General features: G+C 67.8%; 20 protein-coding genes. 19 read left to right on the forward strand and 1 reads right to left on the reverse strand.

The window, feature by feature from the left end; all coding sequences use genetic code 11:
- Positions 1-60: 60 nt before the first annotated feature.
- The 12 genes from IO36_RS14710 to IO36_RS14765 all read left to right on the forward strand — a co-directional run bounded on the left by IO36_RS14710 (position 61) and on the right by IO36_RS14765 (position 8660).
- Positions 61-639, forward strand: a complete 579-nt coding sequence (locus IO36_RS14710; protein ID WP_037620079.1) for a hypothetical protein — start codon at positions 61-63, stop codon at positions 637-639.
- Positions 636-1223, forward strand: coding sequence for a DUF6624 domain-containing protein (locus IO36_RS14715; RefSeq protein WP_037620081.1), 588 nt, complete (start codon positions 636-638; stop codon positions 1221-1223). The genes IO36_RS14710 and IO36_RS14715 overlap by 4 nt, the downstream gene beginning before the upstream one ends.
- A gap of 95 nt (positions 1224-1318) precedes the next feature.
- Complete coding sequence (locus IO36_RS14720; protein ID WP_051900479.1) at positions 1319-1741, forward strand: DUF6082 family protein; 423 nt, start codon at positions 1319-1321, stop codon at positions 1739-1741.
- A gap of 107 nt (positions 1742-1848) precedes the next feature.
- Complete coding sequence (locus IO36_RS14725) at positions 1849-2265, forward strand: 6-pyruvoyl trahydropterin synthase family protein (protein WP_245173282.1); 417 nt, start codon at positions 1849-1851, stop codon at positions 2263-2265.
- A 53-nt stretch (positions 2266-2318) separates the two neighbouring features.
- Positions 2319-3008: a 7-carboxy-7-deazaguanine synthase QueE gene (locus IO36_RS14730; protein WP_342455117.1), complete on the forward strand. Its 690-nt coding sequence runs from the start codon at positions 2319-2321 to the stop codon at positions 3006-3008.
- Positions 3009-3046: 38 nt separating this feature from the next.
- Positions 3047-3685 carry a GTP cyclohydrolase I gene (folE, locus tag IO36_RS14735; protein WP_037620086.1) on the forward strand — a complete coding sequence of 213 codons (639 nt, stop codon included), beginning with the start codon at positions 3047-3049 and terminating at the stop codon, positions 3683-3685.
- Positions 3685-4506 (forward strand): hypothetical protein, encoded by an 822-nt coding sequence (locus IO36_RS14740; protein ID WP_037620087.1) that lies wholly within the window; start codon positions 3685-3687, stop codon positions 4504-4506. Before folE ends, IO36_RS14740 begins: the two co-directional genes overlap by 1 nt.
- Complete coding sequence (locus IO36_RS14745) at positions 4503-5579, forward strand: nucleoside phosphorylase-I family protein (RefSeq protein ID WP_037620090.1); 1077 nt, start codon at positions 4503-4505, stop codon at positions 5577-5579. Before IO36_RS14740 ends, IO36_RS14745 begins: the two co-directional genes overlap by 4 nt.
- Positions 5576-6265, forward strand: coding sequence for a dTMP kinase (locus tag IO36_RS14750; protein ID WP_037620092.1), 690 nt, complete (start codon positions 5576-5578; stop codon positions 6263-6265). The genes IO36_RS14745 and IO36_RS14750 overlap by 4 nt, the downstream gene beginning before the upstream one ends.
- 27 nt (positions 6266-6292) lie before the next feature.
- On the forward strand, positions 6293-7216 hold the full coding sequence (locus IO36_RS14755) for a DUF2797 domain-containing protein (RefSeq protein WP_037620094.1): 924 nt from the start codon (positions 6293-6295) through the stop codon (positions 7214-7216).
- 65 nt (positions 7217-7281) lie between these two features.
- On the forward strand, positions 7282-8124 hold the full coding sequence (locus IO36_RS14760; RefSeq protein ID WP_037620097.1) for a class I SAM-dependent methyltransferase: 843 nt from the start codon (positions 7282-7284) through the stop codon (positions 8122-8124).
- Positions 8121-8660, forward strand: a complete 540-nt coding sequence (locus IO36_RS14765; protein WP_051900481.1) for an NUDIX domain-containing protein — start codon at positions 8121-8123, stop codon at positions 8658-8660. The genes IO36_RS14760 and IO36_RS14765 overlap by 4 nt, the downstream gene beginning before the upstream one ends.
- A gap of 20 nt (positions 8661-8680) precedes the next feature.
- Here the strand turns inward: IO36_RS14765 and IO36_RS14770 are convergent, their stop codons facing one another.
- Entirely contained in the window at positions 8681-9211 is a 531-nt protein-coding gene (locus IO36_RS14770; protein WP_245173284.1) for an NUDIX domain-containing protein, read from the reverse strand.
- Positions 9212-9377: 166 nt separating this feature from the next.
- Between IO36_RS14770 and IO36_RS14775 the strand changes: the two genes are divergently transcribed.
- From IO36_RS14775 to IO36_RS14805, 7 genes are all read left to right on the forward strand, one after another.
- The gene (locus IO36_RS14775; RefSeq protein WP_037620101.1) at positions 9378-10586 is read left to right on the forward strand and encodes a hypothetical protein; all 1209 of its coding nucleotides are present in this window, start codon (positions 9378-9380) and stop codon (positions 10584-10586) included.
- A 187-nt stretch (positions 10587-10773) separates the two neighbouring features.
- Complete coding sequence (locus IO36_RS14780; protein ID WP_051900482.1) at positions 10774-12276, forward strand: hypothetical protein; 1503 nt, start codon at positions 10774-10776, stop codon at positions 12274-12276.
- 566 nt (positions 12277-12842) lie between these two features.
- A complete protein-coding gene (locus tag IO36_RS14785) occupies positions 12843-14516 on the forward strand; it encodes a histidine kinase (protein ID WP_158997351.1) in 1674 nt (557 codons plus the stop codon).
- On the forward strand, positions 14516-14929 hold the full coding sequence (locus tag IO36_RS14790; RefSeq protein ID WP_037620103.1) for a roadblock/LC7 domain-containing protein: 414 nt from the start codon (positions 14516-14518) through the stop codon (positions 14927-14929). The genes IO36_RS14785 and IO36_RS14790 overlap by 1 nt, the downstream gene beginning before the upstream one ends.
- A complete protein-coding gene (locus IO36_RS14795) occupies positions 14926-15297 on the forward strand; it encodes a DUF742 domain-containing protein (RefSeq protein WP_078943201.1) in 372 nt (123 codons plus the stop codon). The genes IO36_RS14790 and IO36_RS14795 overlap by 4 nt, the downstream gene beginning before the upstream one ends.
- Positions 15242-15898, forward strand: a complete 657-nt coding sequence (locus IO36_RS14800; RefSeq protein WP_078943202.1) for a GTP-binding protein — start codon at positions 15242-15244, stop codon at positions 15896-15898. Before IO36_RS14795 ends, IO36_RS14800 begins: the two co-directional genes overlap by 56 nt.
- A complete protein-coding gene (locus IO36_RS14805; RefSeq protein ID WP_037620107.1) occupies positions 15891-16454 on the forward strand; it encodes a GAF domain-containing protein in 564 nt (187 codons plus the stop codon). The genes IO36_RS14800 and IO36_RS14805 overlap by 8 nt, the downstream gene beginning before the upstream one ends.

Genomic DNA, 16454 nt, shown 5'->3' on the forward strand with positions numbered 1-16454 from the left:
GCCGAGCATCGCCTTTCGCATGCGGACACGGATACGGCCGCGGTCCGGTCCGTCTACGAGATGCGCTCCTTGCGCACCGACGCCGAACGGGCGGAGGCGGTCGCACTGGTCGAGGACCGTCTTGGCTGGCTCACACGGCATGGACTGCCCAAGCCCGCCGGCGCAGACATTCCGGAGCTCTTCTGGAGCAAGGAGTTACGTACGGTCGGGCTGTTCGAGGACGGCCTCCTGCTGGCCTGCATGATCCTCGGCCTGGAGGCCGGCTCCGGGCGCGAGGGCAGCGCCGAAACAGGCTCTCGCCTGCTCCTCCATCACGTGTACACGCTTCCCGAGCACCCGGACGACATCGTCAGGCTGATCACCTTGTGGTCATCCGACTACGCCGCCCGCCTCGACCGGCCGGGTGTCCGTGCGGAGACCTACGCACCGCGCGAACCGAACACCGGTCCGACCCGCCGCTTCCTCGATCGTCTGCAGGAAATGGGCTGGACCGTGACCGGGACGGCCGCGCTGTTCGGCGAGCACGTCATACGTCTCGAACTGCGTGCTGAGGCTCGCCCTCCGCTCCTGCTCCTCATCCGCTGCGAAGTCCCCCTTCCTTTACCAGCCTCGTCGGACAGCAAGGGGAGAACATCATGACGGCCGGAAATCCGCTGCGGCCCGATCTTGCCCACGAACTGATCTCGCGCGCGCAGCAGGAAGCCGAGCGCTGGGCACGGCATGTGCGCAATGAACTCGACTCGGTGCACCTGGGGCAGGGCCGGCATGCCGATCATGTCAACGCCAAGATGCTTGCTCGTGTCCTGGCCGATCACGGCTGGCCGGGCCATCGTCTCGTCGGGCCTGCGGCCTCCCGCGCCGCCTGGCTGCTCGCGCTGCACGCCGACGACGAACCCGACTTCCAGCGTACGGCCGCCCGCCTGCTGCACCGTGCTGCCCAGGCCGGTGACGCTTGCCTGCAGCAGTGGGCCCATCTCCAGGACCGTGCCCTGGTCAACAGCCTGCAGTCGCAGGAGTTCGGCACCCAGTACCGCCTTGGCCCCGACGGTCTGGAGCCCTACCCGATCCGGGAGCCGGATCTCCTCGAAGCGCGCCGGGGCGACGCAGGTCTCCTTCCCTCCGCAGCGGTCTTCGCTGCTCTTCAGCAACGGCTCTCCGCTCCGGCCTCCCCAGGGACGCATGACGACACGATCCGCCTCACGGCCCTTGCGGGTGCAGCGTGACGCGGCCACGCACGCGCGGAAGAGCTGCACTCCGACCTGTGTGTGCTGCAGGTCAAACGCAGGTTAGGCAGCGCACTACGGACGAAAGGCCACAGATGAAGACCTCCTACGCCGTCCTCATCGCCTCCGCGGTGGGGGCGGTCGCGACCGGACTTGCCGAACGCCGACACCGCCAGCGGCTGACGCTGGACGCCGAGGTGATCCACCAGCAGCTGCTGGCAGACATCGCCACCGACCCCCAGCAGCAGGCGATATGGGCAACCGACGGCCTGCCCCCGCAGGAGTACGCCGAAGCGGTGCACTGCAACCGCCAGATCAGCCTTCTTGCGGTCAAGTTCCGCACCGGCCTTCTCAACCGTCACGCCCTCAGGGTGCAGGCGCGCTGGTTGATGCAGCGCCCTGCCGCCCGTGCCTATTGGAGGCGTTTCGGCAGTTTCCGGAAGGACGAAGCCGTGGACCGCTGGGACCGGCACCTCGTTTCCGTGCTGGCCCAAGAGTTCACCGCCGTCCCCGGATAGGCCCTTCCCCTTCTCCGCCCGCCTACGACGTGCCGCCGGTGTCTTCCTTCAAACCCGAGCCGGGGCACCGCGCCATTTCCTTGCGATCCCACGAAAAGGAGCCTTGAGTGACCAGCTTGCTCGCCGCCGTCTCCTTGCCCCCGGGCACCACCACGATCGGCAAGACGTTCACCTTCGAAGCCGGGCATCGGCTGCCCGGGCTTCCGCCCGAACACAAGTGCAGCCGCCAGCACGGGCACAGCTACCAGGTTGAGGTCGCCTTGACCGCCTCCGCCCTGGAAGCGCCCGGATTCGTCACCGACTTCGGAGCGCTTGCCCCGTTCAAGGAGTTCCTCGACAACGAACTCGATCACCGCAATCTGCACGAAGTGCTGCCCTTCGACCCGACCTCGGAGCTGTTGGCTCAGTTCCTGGCCGGCTGGTTCATCCAGAACCTTGAGCCGCACATCCCCGGACGCCTGGTCTCGGTCGCCGTTCGGGAGACCGAGCGCAGCTGGGCCCGGTTCACCGTGGAGGGGCAATGACCATGCACGGACCTGCACTTCCACAACTCGCTGAGGCCGACGCCGACTTCCAGGTGATCATCGCGGAGTGTTTCGGCATCGAGACGCCGACCTTCCAGGGCGAGGGACCCAGCTGCGGGCAGCCGGCCTTGTTCATCCGGCTGTCCCGGTGCAATCTGACCTGCACTCTGTGCGACACGAAGTACACCTGGGACTGGAGCCGGTACGACCCGGGCGAGGAATCGGAGAAGCGGTCGGTCGCGGACCTGGCGGCCTGGGCCGCATCTTCGCCTGTCGAATTGGTGGTGATCACCGGAGGCGAGCCGCTGATCCAGCAGACGAAGGTAGTCCCGCTCGTCCAGCGTCTGCTGGCAGCGGGGAAGCGCGTTGAGATCGAGACGAACGGCACGCTGAAGCCCGACCCGGCGCTGCTGGTCGACGGCGTCTGCTTCAACGTCTCGCCCAAGCTCGCCAGCTTCGGGGCGGACGAGGCCAAGAGCCTGGTGTCGGGTGCGCTGGAGGTATTTGCCGCATCCGGGCATGCGGTCTTCAAGTTCGTCGCCTCGTCGCTGGCCGACCTCGACCGGATTGCCGAGGTCGCCGGTGCACATGCCCTCGCGCCGGTGTGGATCATGCCGGAAGGCGCCACCAGCGAGGTGGTCATCGCGCGGACCCGTGAACTCGCGGACGCGGTCGCGGCCCGGCATTGGCACTTCACCACCCGCCTTCATGTGCTGGCCTTCGCCGACGCGCGAGGCCGCTGACCCCCCGCTTGTCCCGTCCTGGAAGCGAGAAGACGCTCATGACGCATGCTGTCGTCACCCCCATCATCGGCTCGGGGGACGCCTCACCGGAGTCCGCCGTGCCCGTCTCGCCCATCGACATGGGCCGGGTCGCCGACCTGATCGGCCAACTCCTGGTCGAACTGGGCGAGGACCCCACCCGTGAGGGCCTGATCGGAACCCCGGAGCGGGTGGCCGCCTGGTGGAGCGACCTGCTGTCCCCGACTGGCTCCGCGGCGGCGACCTGCTTCGCCGAATCCCACCTGAGCAACCAGCTGGTGGTGGTCGGCGGCATGAGCGTGTGGAGCGTGTGCGAGCACCACCTGCTGCCCATGAACCTCGCCGTCGCGGCCGGATACGTGCCGGACGGTGAGGTGGTGGGGCTGTCGAAGTTCGGGCGGATCGCGCGGGCACATGCCGGGCGGCTGCAGGTCCAAGAACGTTTCACCCGCCAGATCGCCGAGGAACTCACCGGCGTGATCAAGTCCGAGGACATCGCTGTCGCCGTGCGCGGGACCCACCTGTGCATGAGCATGCGCGGGGTACGGATGGAGGAGGCCCGGACCACCACCGTGCACGCCGGCGGGCGCTTCGGCAGCGACCCGGTGTTGTCCCAACAGTTCCTCACCATCGCCGCCGCGCAGTGGGGAGCCCGGTGATGGCCCCCAGCATCGACTTCTCCGTCATCGCCCCGCCCGCCTATCTGGAGCAGTTCGTTGGCCAGGAGCCGGCCCGTGTCCACCACGTGGCCGCCCAGCAGGTCCTGTCCGATGCCATGTATCGGGCCTTCTTCGCCCGCGAGGCCGAGCGCGGCGCGGAGATCATCGTTGACAACGGCGTCTTCGACCTCGGATATGCCCTGCCCGCAGCCAAGTTGGTCGACGCCGGGCGGGCGATCGGGGCGAGGGAGATCATCCTGCCGGACGTCATGCGCGATGGCGCGGCCACCGTGAAGGCGAGTGAGCAGGCCGCCAAGGAGATCAAGGACCTGGCCGGTGACGCCTTCCGGCTGTGTGCGGTGTTGCACGCTGCGGACGACGAGGAGTGGCTGCGCACCTATGACGCCCTCGTCTCAGGTGGCTGGGCCGGGGCCATCGCCCTGCCGGCCTCGCGTCGACCTGACCCGACCAGGCAGCTGTGCCGCACCCGCTGGGCGGCCACGGCCTACCTGGAAGAGCGCGGTCTGGTCGAGGCGCGCCTCGTCTACCGGTTGCTCGGGCTGGGCCGTACCGGCCATCTGGAGCTCATCGAGCAACGCGAGCACGAGTGGATCGCCTCCGTGGACGGCGCGGCCCCCGTCATCCTCGGCGCGATGGGGATCGCCCTGCTGCCCGAGGGCCCCTACGAGAAGCCCTCCACTCCCCGGATCGAGCAGCTCGGCCCGATCTCCGAGGACCGCTTCGGCCTGATCCGGCACAACATCGCCGTCGTCCGCACGGCGGCTGGCAGCAGCGTCATGATCGCCGAGGAGCGCCGATGACCTCCCTGCTCGCCGAACCCGCCCCCGGACTGCTGCGCGCGGCCCCGATCCCGGCCGACGGTCACACCATGGGGTGGGACAGTCTGCTGCGCTACCTGACGATCAAGGTGCACCATCTCATCCAGGACCGGGACTGGGACAGCATCCGCGTCATCGGCGGCTACGACCGCACGGCCGTGATCTCCCACCACGAGAAGACCGGCAAGCTGTTCAACTTCGAGCGGCCCACTGCCCAGGTCCACGGCAACGATCTGGTCATCAAGGCGTTCCCCGGCGCCGACTACGTCCAGCACTACGCACTGATCATCGCCGCCTATCTGGCCATGACCAACCGCCCCGCCGGCGCGGTCACCTACCAGCCGCCCGGGCAGGACGAGTGCCGCACCGCGCTCGACGGGCTCGACCTCGACCTGGACGGCGATCTCGTGATCGTGGGCTGGGGCCTTCAGTACCTCGCCCCCGACAACGGGGTGTGGACCCGCGGGCCCGGCTACGCCTGGCAGTGCACCGAGATCGCCGGCCGCCGCGTGGTGTACCTCGGATTCCTCCACAGCATCTGGGGCGACGTCGCCGGACAGGTCGTCGCCCGCCTGGCCGCACTCGGAGCCCACGACGTCGTCTACGTCGGCAAGGTCGGAGCCCTTGCCCCCGGCATCGAGCCGAACACATGGCTGGCCACCGGCAACACGAGCCTAGTGAGCGGCGCGCTGGTGTCCTGGGACGACTTCTTCGGTGACTTCGCCTCCGCCCAGGCAGGCGTGCACCGCGGACTGCATGCCACCTCGCCGTCGATCCTGCTGGAAAACCGCGACTGGCTAGCCAAGCACGCCGCGTACGACTTCGTCGACCCGGAGATCGGCCCCATGGGGGCGGCTGCCCGCCAGGCGGAGATCAGATTCGGCTACCTCCACGTCATCTCCAACAACCTGGCCCGGCACTACCCCGCCGACCTGTCCAATGAGCGGCACCTCGACGTCCTGCGCCGCCGCGCCGTCCTGATCGACCGCATCCGCGACATCATCACCGGCTGCCTGACCGGCCGCCCGCCCCACACCCTCCAAGGAGCCCGATGACGACCCCAGCACCCCCCGCAGCCCGCGGCCGTGAGATCACGGTCACCGGCATCGACGGTGCGGGAAAGTCCACCCTCGCCGCCCACCTGCACCAGGCCCTCAACGACGCCGGCCACCAAGCGATCCTCGTCGGCAAGCACTCCACCGACGTTCCCATGGACGCCGACCTTTCGGCGTACGTCGACCGGCTCAACGCACTGGTCTACCGCCGCGACGCCCGCGTGGCCCAGGCGTGCGGCGACCACTACTGGCTGCTGGCCCTGGCCTCCTGGTACACGCTCCAGGACCAGCTCGTCATCCGGCCCGCGCTCGCCGCAGGCACCCACGTGATCCTCGACAACGCCCACCACAAGATCCTGGCCCGCTACGCGGTCAACCCCGACGTCTCCACCCGCCTCGCCGAACAGGTCTTCGCCCACCTCACCGAACCCGACCTGGTGATCTTCCTGCGGATCAGCGCGGCCGAGGCCCTCGCCCGCAAGAGGTCCTTCACCTCCCTGGAGACCGGCCACTCCGGCACCGCAGACGCAGACTTCATCCGCTACCAGGACACCGTCCTGGCCCAGCTGCGCGCCTACGAGCAGCGCGGCGGATGGCTGTCGCTGGATGTCACCGACATGGACCGCGACCACGTCTTCAAGACCGCCGCCGCCGCGCTCGCCGACCGCCTGCACCTTCACCTCTGACCTGCCGCCACCTGCGAGGAACGCACCATGAAGTCCCAGGCCCTCCCCACCAGCGGAACCTACGTATGCCACGGCGTCACGTGGGCGACGGGAGACCCACGCCTTCTGCTCGCCCCGCTGCCCGGCGGGCCCCTGGTCTACGCCGAGATCATGAACCAGCACCTCGGCTACCAGGTCATCGGCGACGACCGGTGGTGCACTGGCTGGTATCGCTTCACCGACACCCACCACGTCGAAGCCGCCGCCTGCCCCGACCGGGCCCCCGCTGGCCAGAGCGGCCAGTGCGTCCACTGCGCTGGCCAGGACGACTTCCACTACGCCCACAAGTTCCACCAGGGCGGCCACGCACCCAAAGCCCTCGTCGCCTACATGGCGCAACCGCACTGGCTCTACCTGGCAACTTTCGCCGACGGAACAACCAAGGTCGGCACCGCCGCCGAACCACGCAAACGCTCCCGCCTGGACGAACAGGGCGCCCTGGTGGCCACCTTCCTCGCCCAGAGCCCCGACGGACGCACGGTGCGCTTCCTGGAGGACGCCCTCGCCCGCCGCCTCGGCCTGACCCAGACGGTCCGGGCCGCAGCCAAGCTGAACTCCCTGGCCGCCATGCGCGACCTCGCGCCGGCCCAACTCGCCCACAAGCGCCACCTCGACAGCGCCCTCGTGGCCCTGGACGCCATGAACATCACCGCGACCCCGGAGCCATGGACGCCGCCCGAGGAAGGGGACCTCGTGCGCGCCGGCGCCGAGCGGGTGCTCTACCCGCACGACGTGCGCGAGGGCGAGCACGGCTTCACCCCCGTTGCCTGTATCGGCTCCCAGGTCCTGGCCGCTCTCGACAGCGAGGACGAACTGCGCTACCTGCTCGACCTCGGCGCCCTGAAAGGGCGCCGCCTCACCCTCGGGGCGTATGCCTCCCCGTCCACCGCCGTTCAGTCCGCGCTCTTTTGACCCTGCCCGACCAGCCCGGCCCGCAGCGGCCGGGCCCTGTATCCGGAAAGTGAGGCACTGGCACCGTGGCACCCCAGGACGCCGTGCTCGGCTGGGACGACGACACCACGGCCGAGGCGTACGCCGCCTTCACCCGGACCTTTCCCATGTACGGCGCGACCAGCCGCGATCTCGCCCGTTGGGCCGAGCTGTCCGACGCCAGCCTGGTGGTCGACCTGTGCGGTGGCGCAGGTGCCACCGCGCGCGCGATCCTCGAACGGGTCCCGCACGAGGCGACCGTCCTCTCCCTGGACAGCGCCGCGGCGATGCAGCGCGTCGGCCGCCGCACCCTGACCGACCCCCGCCTGTCGTGGATCACCGCCACGGCGGAAACCCTTGCCGCCCACGTCCCGCCCGCCAGTGTGGACGCCGTGGTGTGCAACTCGGCGATCTGGAAGACCGACACCACCACAGTGTTCGCTGCGGTGAGCCAAGTCCTGCGCCCGGGCGGCCGGTTCGTGTTCAACGTCGGCGGAGGCTTCGCCGGAGTCCGCCACCCCGACGAGCAGAGCACGCGCACCGGGCCGTCACTCAACGCCCTCATCCACGAGATCGCCACCAGCGACTACGGCTATACCCCGCCGCCCGCTGTCACCAGCTCACCCAAACTGCCCCCCGAGACGATCACCCAGTACCTGGCCGACGCCGGCCTGCCCGTGCTGGCCATGGACGTCACCGCCCAGCGCAGCACCATGGCGGAGAAGAAGGCATGGCTGTCCATTCCCGTCTTCGCCCGCCCCGAGGGCAACTTCACCCATGCCCAGCGCATGCGGATCCTGGACGCCGCGTACGCCCTGACCACCCCCGACACACCGACCATCACGAGCTGGCTCGTCGTAGTCGCCCAGCGGCCGGGCGGACCTCAGTGAACATCCAGCCCGGCAACACCGGGGAAGACCACTGTGATCACACCAGCGTCGGCGTGCTCATCTCCTCTCCGGACGGGCTCTTGGTGTTCGAACGCGCGACACCACCCGCCGGGATCGCCCCGGTCGCCGGACACATCGACCACCACGGCAGCCCCGAACAGGCCGCACAGGCTGAGGCCGCCGAAGAAGTCGGCCTCACCGTGGCCCACCTGCACCTGCTGTTGGAAACGTGGCGGCCCAACCAGTGCCGCCGCAGACCAACCGGACCTGTCGGCCACCGCTGGTGGGTCTTCGAGGCTCAAGCATCCGGTCCCCTCCGCCCCTCGCCCCGAGAGGTACGCACCCCCCAATGGATACACCCCGACCAGCTCCAGCCCTACGCGCTGCGCACCGCCACCTACGCGCAAGGACACCTCAGCAGGCAGGAGTTCGAGCAGGAGCCCGGCCTCGCCCCGGTATGGGTCCGCTTCCTCAACGACCTTCACCTGGTCACACTGCCCGACGAGGCCGTCGCCCAGATCGACAACGTCATCTGAGCGACAGCTGGCAGCAGCGTTCAGCGAGCCTCGACCGGACGCTCGCCCACCAGCCGCCGCACGTGCGAAAGGACGCGCGCGCGGTCCTCCGGGAAGACGCTCTCCCACTCCGTATCGAGGCTGAACCATGCCGCCGGCTGGCCTTTCTCCCCGCCCAGCGGCGCCTGACGGTCGACGATCGCGGCGTACGACAGACCGAGCGTACGGGACCAGTCAGCCCGGTAGGACCGGACCGCCACAGCCGCAGGTTCGGGCAGCAGCCGGGCCGACAGACCGGTCTCCTCTCGCAGTTCGCGAGCCGCGGCCTCGCGTGGTGTCTCGGTCGGCTCCACCTTGCCTCCGGGCGGGACCCATCCGCGCACCCGGTGCTCGACCAGCAAGACGTGGTCGAAGTGGGGGTCGGTCACCCAGACCTCAGCCGCCAGGGGTTCCATAGGACGCTGCCGAGCCTGCTCCAGCCATGCCCGGGCGTCATCGAACTCCAGCGCGGCCAAACGAGCGTCGGCGACCACTGCTTCCATGATCTTCTTCTCAAATTCACCACGACTCACTCGGCTCACTTTATGCCGCCGTCGCGCACACACCGCGACAACAGACAACGGGGCCACCCGACCGTGTCCCGGGCTCGGCATCGGTCGAACCGCAGTCACATGGCGACCAGCAGAAGATGGGGCGGCGGGCCTTCGCGCGGCCCGGTTGACGGGAGAAGTGACATCCATGCGCAGTGACGAGACGACCACACGACACGCCTGGATGGTCCTTGGCGGCATCCACCTGCTCAACCAGACCGCGCCCCGCAGGGCGACCGACCCGATCGTGCTCGTACGAGTAGCACCGCAGGAGGTCTGTGTACCGAGCACCACCGTAGTGATCCGCTGGAACGCGCTCGGCGATTGCCCCGTCCAGGCCCTGAGCGCGGACAGCACATGGCGCGGGACCAGCCGGATCGAGGGCAAAGCCCTGTTCCCCGACGCCATCGCCGGAACCCCTCTGCACGAGCTGGTCGGAACCGACGCCGCCCCGGGTCTCGTCCCGCTGTGCTACCTCGCCGAGCATCCGGCCGGCGGCTACCACGCGTACGCCCAGATCCGTTTCCACCCCGAGGACGCCTGTTTCGTCCGCACCACCCGTGAGCCTGTCGGACACGGGCCGGTCGAGTTGCTGCGCTGGCTGGAGCCGGTGCTGTCCTCCCGCGCCGAGCTGAGCATGGCGCTCAACAATCATCTTCGGTACTTCCGCACCCACTTCGCGGGGACCGAGCTGGAGTACAAGTACACCCTCGATCCGGCACCGGACATCTGGGCCGCGTCCATGGGACTGCTCAAGGCACTGCGCGACGGGGAACTGAGGGACTGCCGGCCGGAGTACCGGGAGGAGTTCCAGGTCCACCACACCGAGAACCACCTGTTCGAGGTGACCGGGCCTGGCAGCGAAGTCGGCTACGCCTCGTTCATCCCCACGGTCTCCGCCGGATACGTACTCAAGCGCAAGTGGTTCACCGAGGACGCCTTCGCCCGCCGCGAGAGGTTGTCGTCCGGCCTTGACGTCACTCCTGACCGCTTCGAGGAGTACCTGTGCTCGGACCTAGGGCTTCAAGCGCGGGCCATGCCGCCGTTCCAACGCGTCCGCTACGACGTGCAGTGCGAGTCCATGCGCACCGGCCACGTCTACGGCATCTTCTTCGACCGCTGCTCCCTTCTGGCAGCACCGAACGTGGTGCTCTCCCAGTGCGAGTTGGAGTACCGCCGCTCACGCAGTGTCCTGGACAACGACACGGACGAGGTGTTGCGAGAAATGGAGCGGGTCAACGCCTGGCTCCGGAGCCACCTTGCCGCCCGCGGCTGGGCGCAAGACCACACCTTCTACTCCAAGCTGAGTTTCCTGCGCGATGCCGTCGCCGCCAACCCGCTACTGGCCCGACCGTAACCCGCCAATGTAATCCGAGCCCGGATTTGACCGAGACGCCCATCAAGATACGCAATCGACGCAGCTAATCCATTCAAAGGGCAGATAGCTTCAGCATTCACCTTCAGAGGCGGGGCGCCATGACACCCCTTGCAGATAGCTGTTTAAACCTCGATATGTAAACCGACCAGACAGGGGAAAGAAAGCCATGCCTACACTGACGCGCCCAACACTGCTGTACGCCGTGCTGGAAAAGCGCCAGTGGCTACGTTTCGAGGTGTTCCAGCTACAGCTGAAGGACGCCGGCGCCCGGGCTGCGGCCCACTATCGCAATCCACGCCTGGCCACCATGCACATCACGAAGACCACCTTCAAACGCTGGCTGGTCGGAGAACAGGAGCCCCGCGGCGACACGGCCACGGTGCTCGAATTCTGGCTCGGTCATAGCGTGCAGGAACTCTTGGGCCCAGCTCCGATGCGGAAAGTAGTCCTTGCCCGAGTTCCCCACGATGCGTCGCTGGCAGCCGTGCACCGTTTCGACGTCCGCTTCGACAGTTCGCACCTGTCCGTCAATGGGCCGCTGCCCGGCACGGGCGGGGTGTGGCACCTCGACGGGCTGCGAATACTGGACGGGACATCCGTCGCGGTCCAGATGTATGAGGCAGAGCCACGAGGCGACACCGTGGTGATCGGGCATGAGGACCGGGAACACCTCAGATATTTCACCCGCGCTCGTCGCAGGGCTCTACTCATCGCGGCGTTGGGCGCACGCGGGGCGGATGACCTGTATGTCATGGATGCGGCCTACGCTCGACGTCAACTGCTGATGCCGGTCAACAGGCTGCCGATTCCCAGCGCATACCGGCTCGATGAGCTCGTCTACGCCTTGCTCTGGGCGGCGTTGAACGTGGATGACAGCCTCCTGGCGGACGACCAAGCGCTCCACATCGAGCAACAGCGTCTGGCAGCCCATCTCGACCAACCGCGGTCTGCGGCTGCTCGTGCCGCCTATCCCGACCTCACGGAGGTCGGAGCGGCCTGGCTCGGATCGCATGCATGCGCGTCATACCTGCGGCGCCACCTGAGCCCCGCCGACGCCGCCCCTCTGCTGTGGTCGAGGGCCCAATATGGCGGACAGGCCGCGGGCTGGTTGTTGTTCACCGAACGGCACCAGGTACTGCAGCTGATGCAGGAGTGCTCGGCCGGCGCCGAAGGCACGGCGGGCTGCGTCCTCGGCATCCCCGAATCCGCCGTTAAGGACAGCGAGGGGTACGAACGGATTTTGCTGCTGCTCACGATCGCCCTGATGGAGTCTTACGGCCTGACGGTGCACATACACAAGGAGCAGGCATACTCCGACACTGCAGAATTCATAATCTCGCCGCAGCGGCTCGCCGTTATCGCCGACTGGCTTAGCTCGGACGCCGTCTGGCATGTCGACAGCAGGACCAGCAAGAGTGAGATCGACTCCTTTGCTCACGCCGTTGATCACGCACGGTCCCACAGCATCGCCTCTGCGCGCACTCCGTACGAGAGACTGCGTCAAGCGGCCAACTACCTGGAGTGCGACTGGGATTGGCTGGTCATGCGATGCCAGGAAGTGAGTGCGTACGGCGTCGGCGGCCTGCTGCAACTACGAAGCCATCTGATCCAGACCTGCGGCATCGAGCGCGCTCTTTCCTTTCTCAGTGATTCTGCCGCGTCCAGATAGGGGCAAGGCCATCCGTCGGGGGACCGCGCCGCGGACGACACAGCAACAGGACGAAAGCCGATCGGGACGTCGTCGCTCCGGGGGCTGGGTGACGGCCGCCCGCATCGAATCGGCGTCGTTCCCCTGCCGTGCGACCAGCGGGCGATCTCACCTGATACCCAATGCCCGGATCGGATAAGCCGACGGGCGAGCGTGTAGCGGGAAACGACCTCCGAACGATTCAAGTTGCTCTGGCAACGATCAGATCCATCGACCAGGCTGTGCGGTGCTCCTGTTACCGCTGGCAACAGATTTCCGGTTGGGACCAGAGGTGTTGGCGTGGTCAGCCCTCGGGAACGGTACGGCGGCCCTGCCGTGCGTCACCGGGGGAATCCAGACCTCGCGCAGGTCCGCTGGACACGGCAGACGGCTCTCCCAACGGGTTCCCCTCTGTCAGCAGTGGCTCTGCACCCGGCTCCGAGCAGTTGATGGCATGTACTGCGTCACCGATCCGGGTGTCGCGCCAGGCTGATGCGGCATGCGGTGACGAGGCAGGGGCCCGCCCACCCGTCTTTCCAAGGACATCGATGTCTGAACTCTCCCCACCCGCTCCGGCGGGTGCCGGCCGTCAAGGCGCACGGCACGCCGCACGCGACAAGGCTGCGGACGAATACGGCATCCGGCTACGGCTCGTACGGGCCGTGATGGTGCCGGCGGTATCCGAGCTCGTGCTCCTGGCCGCCGCAGCGTTCTACGGTTCGGCCGCGAAGCTCTCCGTTCAAAACGCGGCGTTGCTGGTGACTGGCGCGGCAGCCGCCGGGGTCGGCATCCTCGTGATCGCCTACCGGCACGTTCTATCGATCGCCTGGTCGGTAGAGAAAGAGGACCAGCTGTTCGGGGAATGGCTCGCGTTCCTGCGCCGGCGCGTGCAGGCGGGCAGCCTGGCCCTCCAGGAGTATGCGGATGCCGTGCGCCGAGGCGATCGTTCTGCGCAGCCGCCGGAGCCCGGCCCAGTGGAAGGCACCCACACCTTCGCGGAGCTCGTCCGGGCCGTAGACGCGTATCACGAGGTCGCAGTGACCTCGGTCGCTCAGGCGGTGCAACAGCAGCACTTGGCGGTGTTCGTGAACTTCGCCCGCCGGCTCCAGTCCTACTGTGAATCAGCCGTCAGCCGGCTGGAGACGGTCCTTCGGGACGAGGAAGATTCCGACCGGCTCACCGAGCTCTACGGCGTCGATCATCAGATCACGCAGATCGTACGGTCCGCAGGGAGCATGCTGGTGCTCGGCGGTGACAGGTCAAAGCGCATCAGCGAGCCGGTTTCCGTCAAGGCCGTTCTGCGTTACGGGATCCAGGAAATCCAGCTCTTCACCCGGGTCCAGATCACCGAAGCACCCAGCGCTCTCCTTCACGGCTTTGTTGTCGAGGACGTCACCCATCTGCTGGCCGAGTTGCTGGAGAACGCCACCAGGTTCTCCGAGCAGGAGGTCTTTGTCCGAGCCGAGTACGTCCCGGACGGGCTGCTGATCGAAGTAGACGACCGCGGTCTGCCGATGGAGCTTGCCGTACGCCGCCGGTTGAACGAACTACTGCGGGACCCTGACCAGTTCGACATAGCTGAGCATCTGATCCAGGACGGCCGCAGTGGCCTGTTCGTCGTCGCCCGCCTTGCCCAGCGCCACAGGATCAGAGTCGAGCTGCTCCGCAACAGGTACGGCAGTACCCAGGCGGCCGTGGTGATTCCGCATGCGCTGCTCGCTCCCCATCCGGCGTCCATCCCCCAGCAGAGGGAAGTCACCGGCGCTTCACAGGGGGCGGCGCTCTCTCCTGGAGCGGCCCCGGTGCCAGGGCGTGTCCTGCTCGCAGGAGGGTTGCAGCAGGCCGTGGCTGGGCCGCCGCCCGTGCTTCGCGCCGTGCCCGATCGCCCGCAGCCAGCGGCTGCCGACAGCGAACACCCGGCAGCATGCACGGCGGAGGTCTCGGCGCCACTCGGCCGCCAGGTGGCCGTCACTCAGACGTCCGCCCACGCTGTCGTCCCGACCCCGGGCAGGAAGCCCTTGCCCAAGAGGACTGGCAGCCACGTGGCTCCCCAGCTCCAGCAGGACCAGGAAATCCGGCAGCCGCATGCCACGCACAATCCGCAGCTCGCGGCCGGCTTCGCCCGAGGGTTCCGCGCTCCCGCCGCCGAGCCCTCCGAGCGCGCCGTCCCGCTGCCTGCTTCCTCTGCCACTTCTGCCCCCACTGACGAGGAGATGTCCTGATGAGCGCTAATACCACGAACGAAATCCTCGAAGGGCTGCTGCGCGGCTTCGTCGAACGGGTCGCGCATACGCAGGCCGCGGTCGTCTCCTCGACCGACGGAATCCGCATGCACGTGTACGGGATTGACAGCAATGACGATGCCGACCAGGCCAGCGCGGTCTCCAGCGGCATGTTCTCGCTGGCCAATGGCGCCGACCGCTCGTTCCTCGGTGGCGCCGGCTCCACCCGGCAGATCATCGCCGAAGTCGACGGCGGGCTCATCTTCATCACCCGTCCTGCATCGGGAACGCTGCTGACCGTGCTGGCCTCCCATGACGCGGACCTGGGCCTGGTCGGGTACGAGATGAAGATGCTCGGTCAGAGTATCGGCCCGGCTCTTGCGACCGCGCCGCGCATTTCCGCGACCGGATGATGACGGCCCCCGATCAGCGGCCTTTCATCGACGCCGGCATCGCTGCCCTGCGCCCCTACGCGATCACTCAGGGCCGCACCGAGCCAACGCACGAACTGGATCTCGTCAGCCAGGTGAAAGCCCGCAGTCCGGCGCCTAATCCGCCTCAGGGGCTGGTGGAGGAAGCCGTGTTCCTCCTCTGCCACCCCGAGGCGTGCTCGGTGGTGGAACTGTCCGCGTGGCTCAAGCAGCCCGTACACGTCGTGAAGATCGTGGTCTCCGACCTTCTCGACCAGGGGGTCCTCATCCCAGCTATGCCCGATGAGACCGCAGATGCCGCCGATCCCGTCGTATTGGGGAGGATCCTTGAAGGACTCAGAGGAATCTGACGCGCCTCTGGCGCTGTGGAAGATCCTCATCGCGGGAGGGTTCGGAGCGGGCAAGACCACCCTCGTCGGCGCGGTCAGCGAGATCGTGCCGCTGACGACCGAGGAGACCCTCACCCAGGCCAGCGTCCGTACCGACAGCGTGCACGGCGTGGAGGCTAAGACCACCACCACCGTGGCCCTGGACTTCGGCAAGATCACACTCACCCTCCAGCGGATGGCGCTGCTGCTGTTCGGCACGCCCGGTCAAGAACGCTTCTGGTTCATGTGGCCCGACCTGGCCGAGGGAGCGGTCGGAGCCATCGTGCTAGTCGACACCCGCCGCTTCGAGGAGTGCTATCCCGCTGTCGAGTACTTCCTCAGCATCGGGCTCCCCCTCGTGGTTGCCGTCAACCACTTCGACGGCGCAGACCGCTACGAACCCGAAGAAGTCCACACCGCGCTCGACCTGCCGCCCGGCACCCCCGTGGTGCTGTGCGACGCCCGCGAATCTGCCCAGGGGCGCCAAGCCTTGATCGTCCTCGTTCAGCACGCGCTCGCCCTCGCGACCCGCAACAGACCCTCCAGCCCGCTGCCCTCCCTCTCCAGGAGCACTCGTGTTTGACGCCACATCCGGCACCTACCAGCTGGCCCACCTACGTGCACAGACCCCGGCCCGGATCGCCCGTGTCCACAAGCTCGGCCTGTTCAACGAGCCGGTTCCGGAATTCGACCTGTTCGCCTCCGCCCTGGCCCGTGAATCGGGTACCGAGGAAGCCATGGCCATGGTCAACTTCCTGGGAGACCGGCAGTACTTCGCCGGCCTGTGGTTGCCATCGAGCGCCCGCGTCGACGGCGCCGTCACCATGTCCCGGGTGATGTCCCTGGAGCACGGCTGGTGCCCCGAGGTCGTCGACCGCGGCAAGGCCCTGCCCCTGTACGACGTCTGCCTCTCTCCGAGGTTCCGCACCAACGAGGTCGCCAACGAGTTCGGCATCCGCACGTACATGGGAGCCCCGCTCTTCGACCCTGAGGATCCCAACCTTCCGATCGGGACGGTCTGCGTCATCGGCACGCAGCCCCGGTCCAAGAACGAAGGCGCCCAGATGCTCACCTACATCAAGGAGCGCGCCGAGCAGGCACAGCTCCTCCTCAACCGCCGCGTCCACGAGCTGCTCTGA

The organism is Streptomyces aureus, from assembly GCF_000725495.1.
Taxonomy (GTDB): Bacteria; Actinomycetota; Actinomycetes; order Streptomycetales; family Streptomycetaceae; genus Streptomyces; species Streptomyces aureus_B.

Coding starts and splice junctions, on each gene's coding strand:
- IO36_RS14800 (WP_078943202.1), top strand. CDS start 15,242: ATGCCGCCGATCCCGTCGTATTGGGGAGGATCCTTGAAGGACTCAGAG.
- IO36_RS14755 (WP_037620094.1), top strand. CDS start 6,293: ATGAAGTCCCAGGCCCTCCCCACCAGCGGAACCTACGTATGCCACGGC.
- IO36_RS14775 (WP_037620101.1), top strand. CDS start 9,378: ATGCGCAGTGACGAGACGACCACACGACACGCCTGGATGGTCCTTGGC.
- IO36_RS14740 (WP_037620087.1), top strand. CDS start 3,685: ATGGCCCCCAGCATCGACTTCTCCGTCATCGCCCCGCCCGCCTATCTG.
- IO36_RS14710 (WP_037620079.1), top strand. CDS start 61: ATGCGCTCCTTGCGCACCGACGCCGAACGGGCGGAGGCGGTCGCACTG.
- IO36_RS14720 (WP_051900479.1), top strand. CDS start 1,319: ATGAAGACCTCCTACGCCGTCCTCATCGCCTCCGCGGTGGGGGCGGTC.
- folE (WP_037620086.1), top strand. CDS start 3,047: ATGACGCATGCTGTCGTCACCCCCATCATCGGCTCGGGGGACGCCTCA.
- IO36_RS14790 (WP_037620103.1), top strand. CDS start 14,516: ATGAGCGCTAATACCACGAACGAAATCCTCGAAGGGCTGCTGCGCGGC.
- IO36_RS14780 (WP_051900482.1), top strand. CDS start 10,774: ATGCCTACACTGACGCGCCCAACACTGCTGTACGCCGTGCTGGAAAAG.
- IO36_RS14795 (WP_078943201.1), top strand. CDS start 14,926: ATGATGACGGCCCCCGATCAGCGGCCTTTCATCGACGCCGGCATCGCT.
- IO36_RS14715 (WP_037620081.1), top strand. CDS start 636: ATGACGGCCGGAAATCCGCTGCGGCCCGATCTTGCCCACGAACTGATC.
- IO36_RS14750 (WP_037620092.1), top strand. CDS start 5,576: ATGACGACCCCAGCACCCCCCGCAGCCCGCGGCCGTGAGATCACGGTC.
- IO36_RS14745 (WP_037620090.1), top strand. CDS start 4,503: ATGACCTCCCTGCTCGCCGAACCCGCCCCCGGACTGCTGCGCGCGGCC.
- IO36_RS14785 (WP_158997351.1), top strand. CDS start 12,843: ATGTCTGAACTCTCCCCACCCGCTCCGGCGGGTGCCGGCCGTCAAGGC.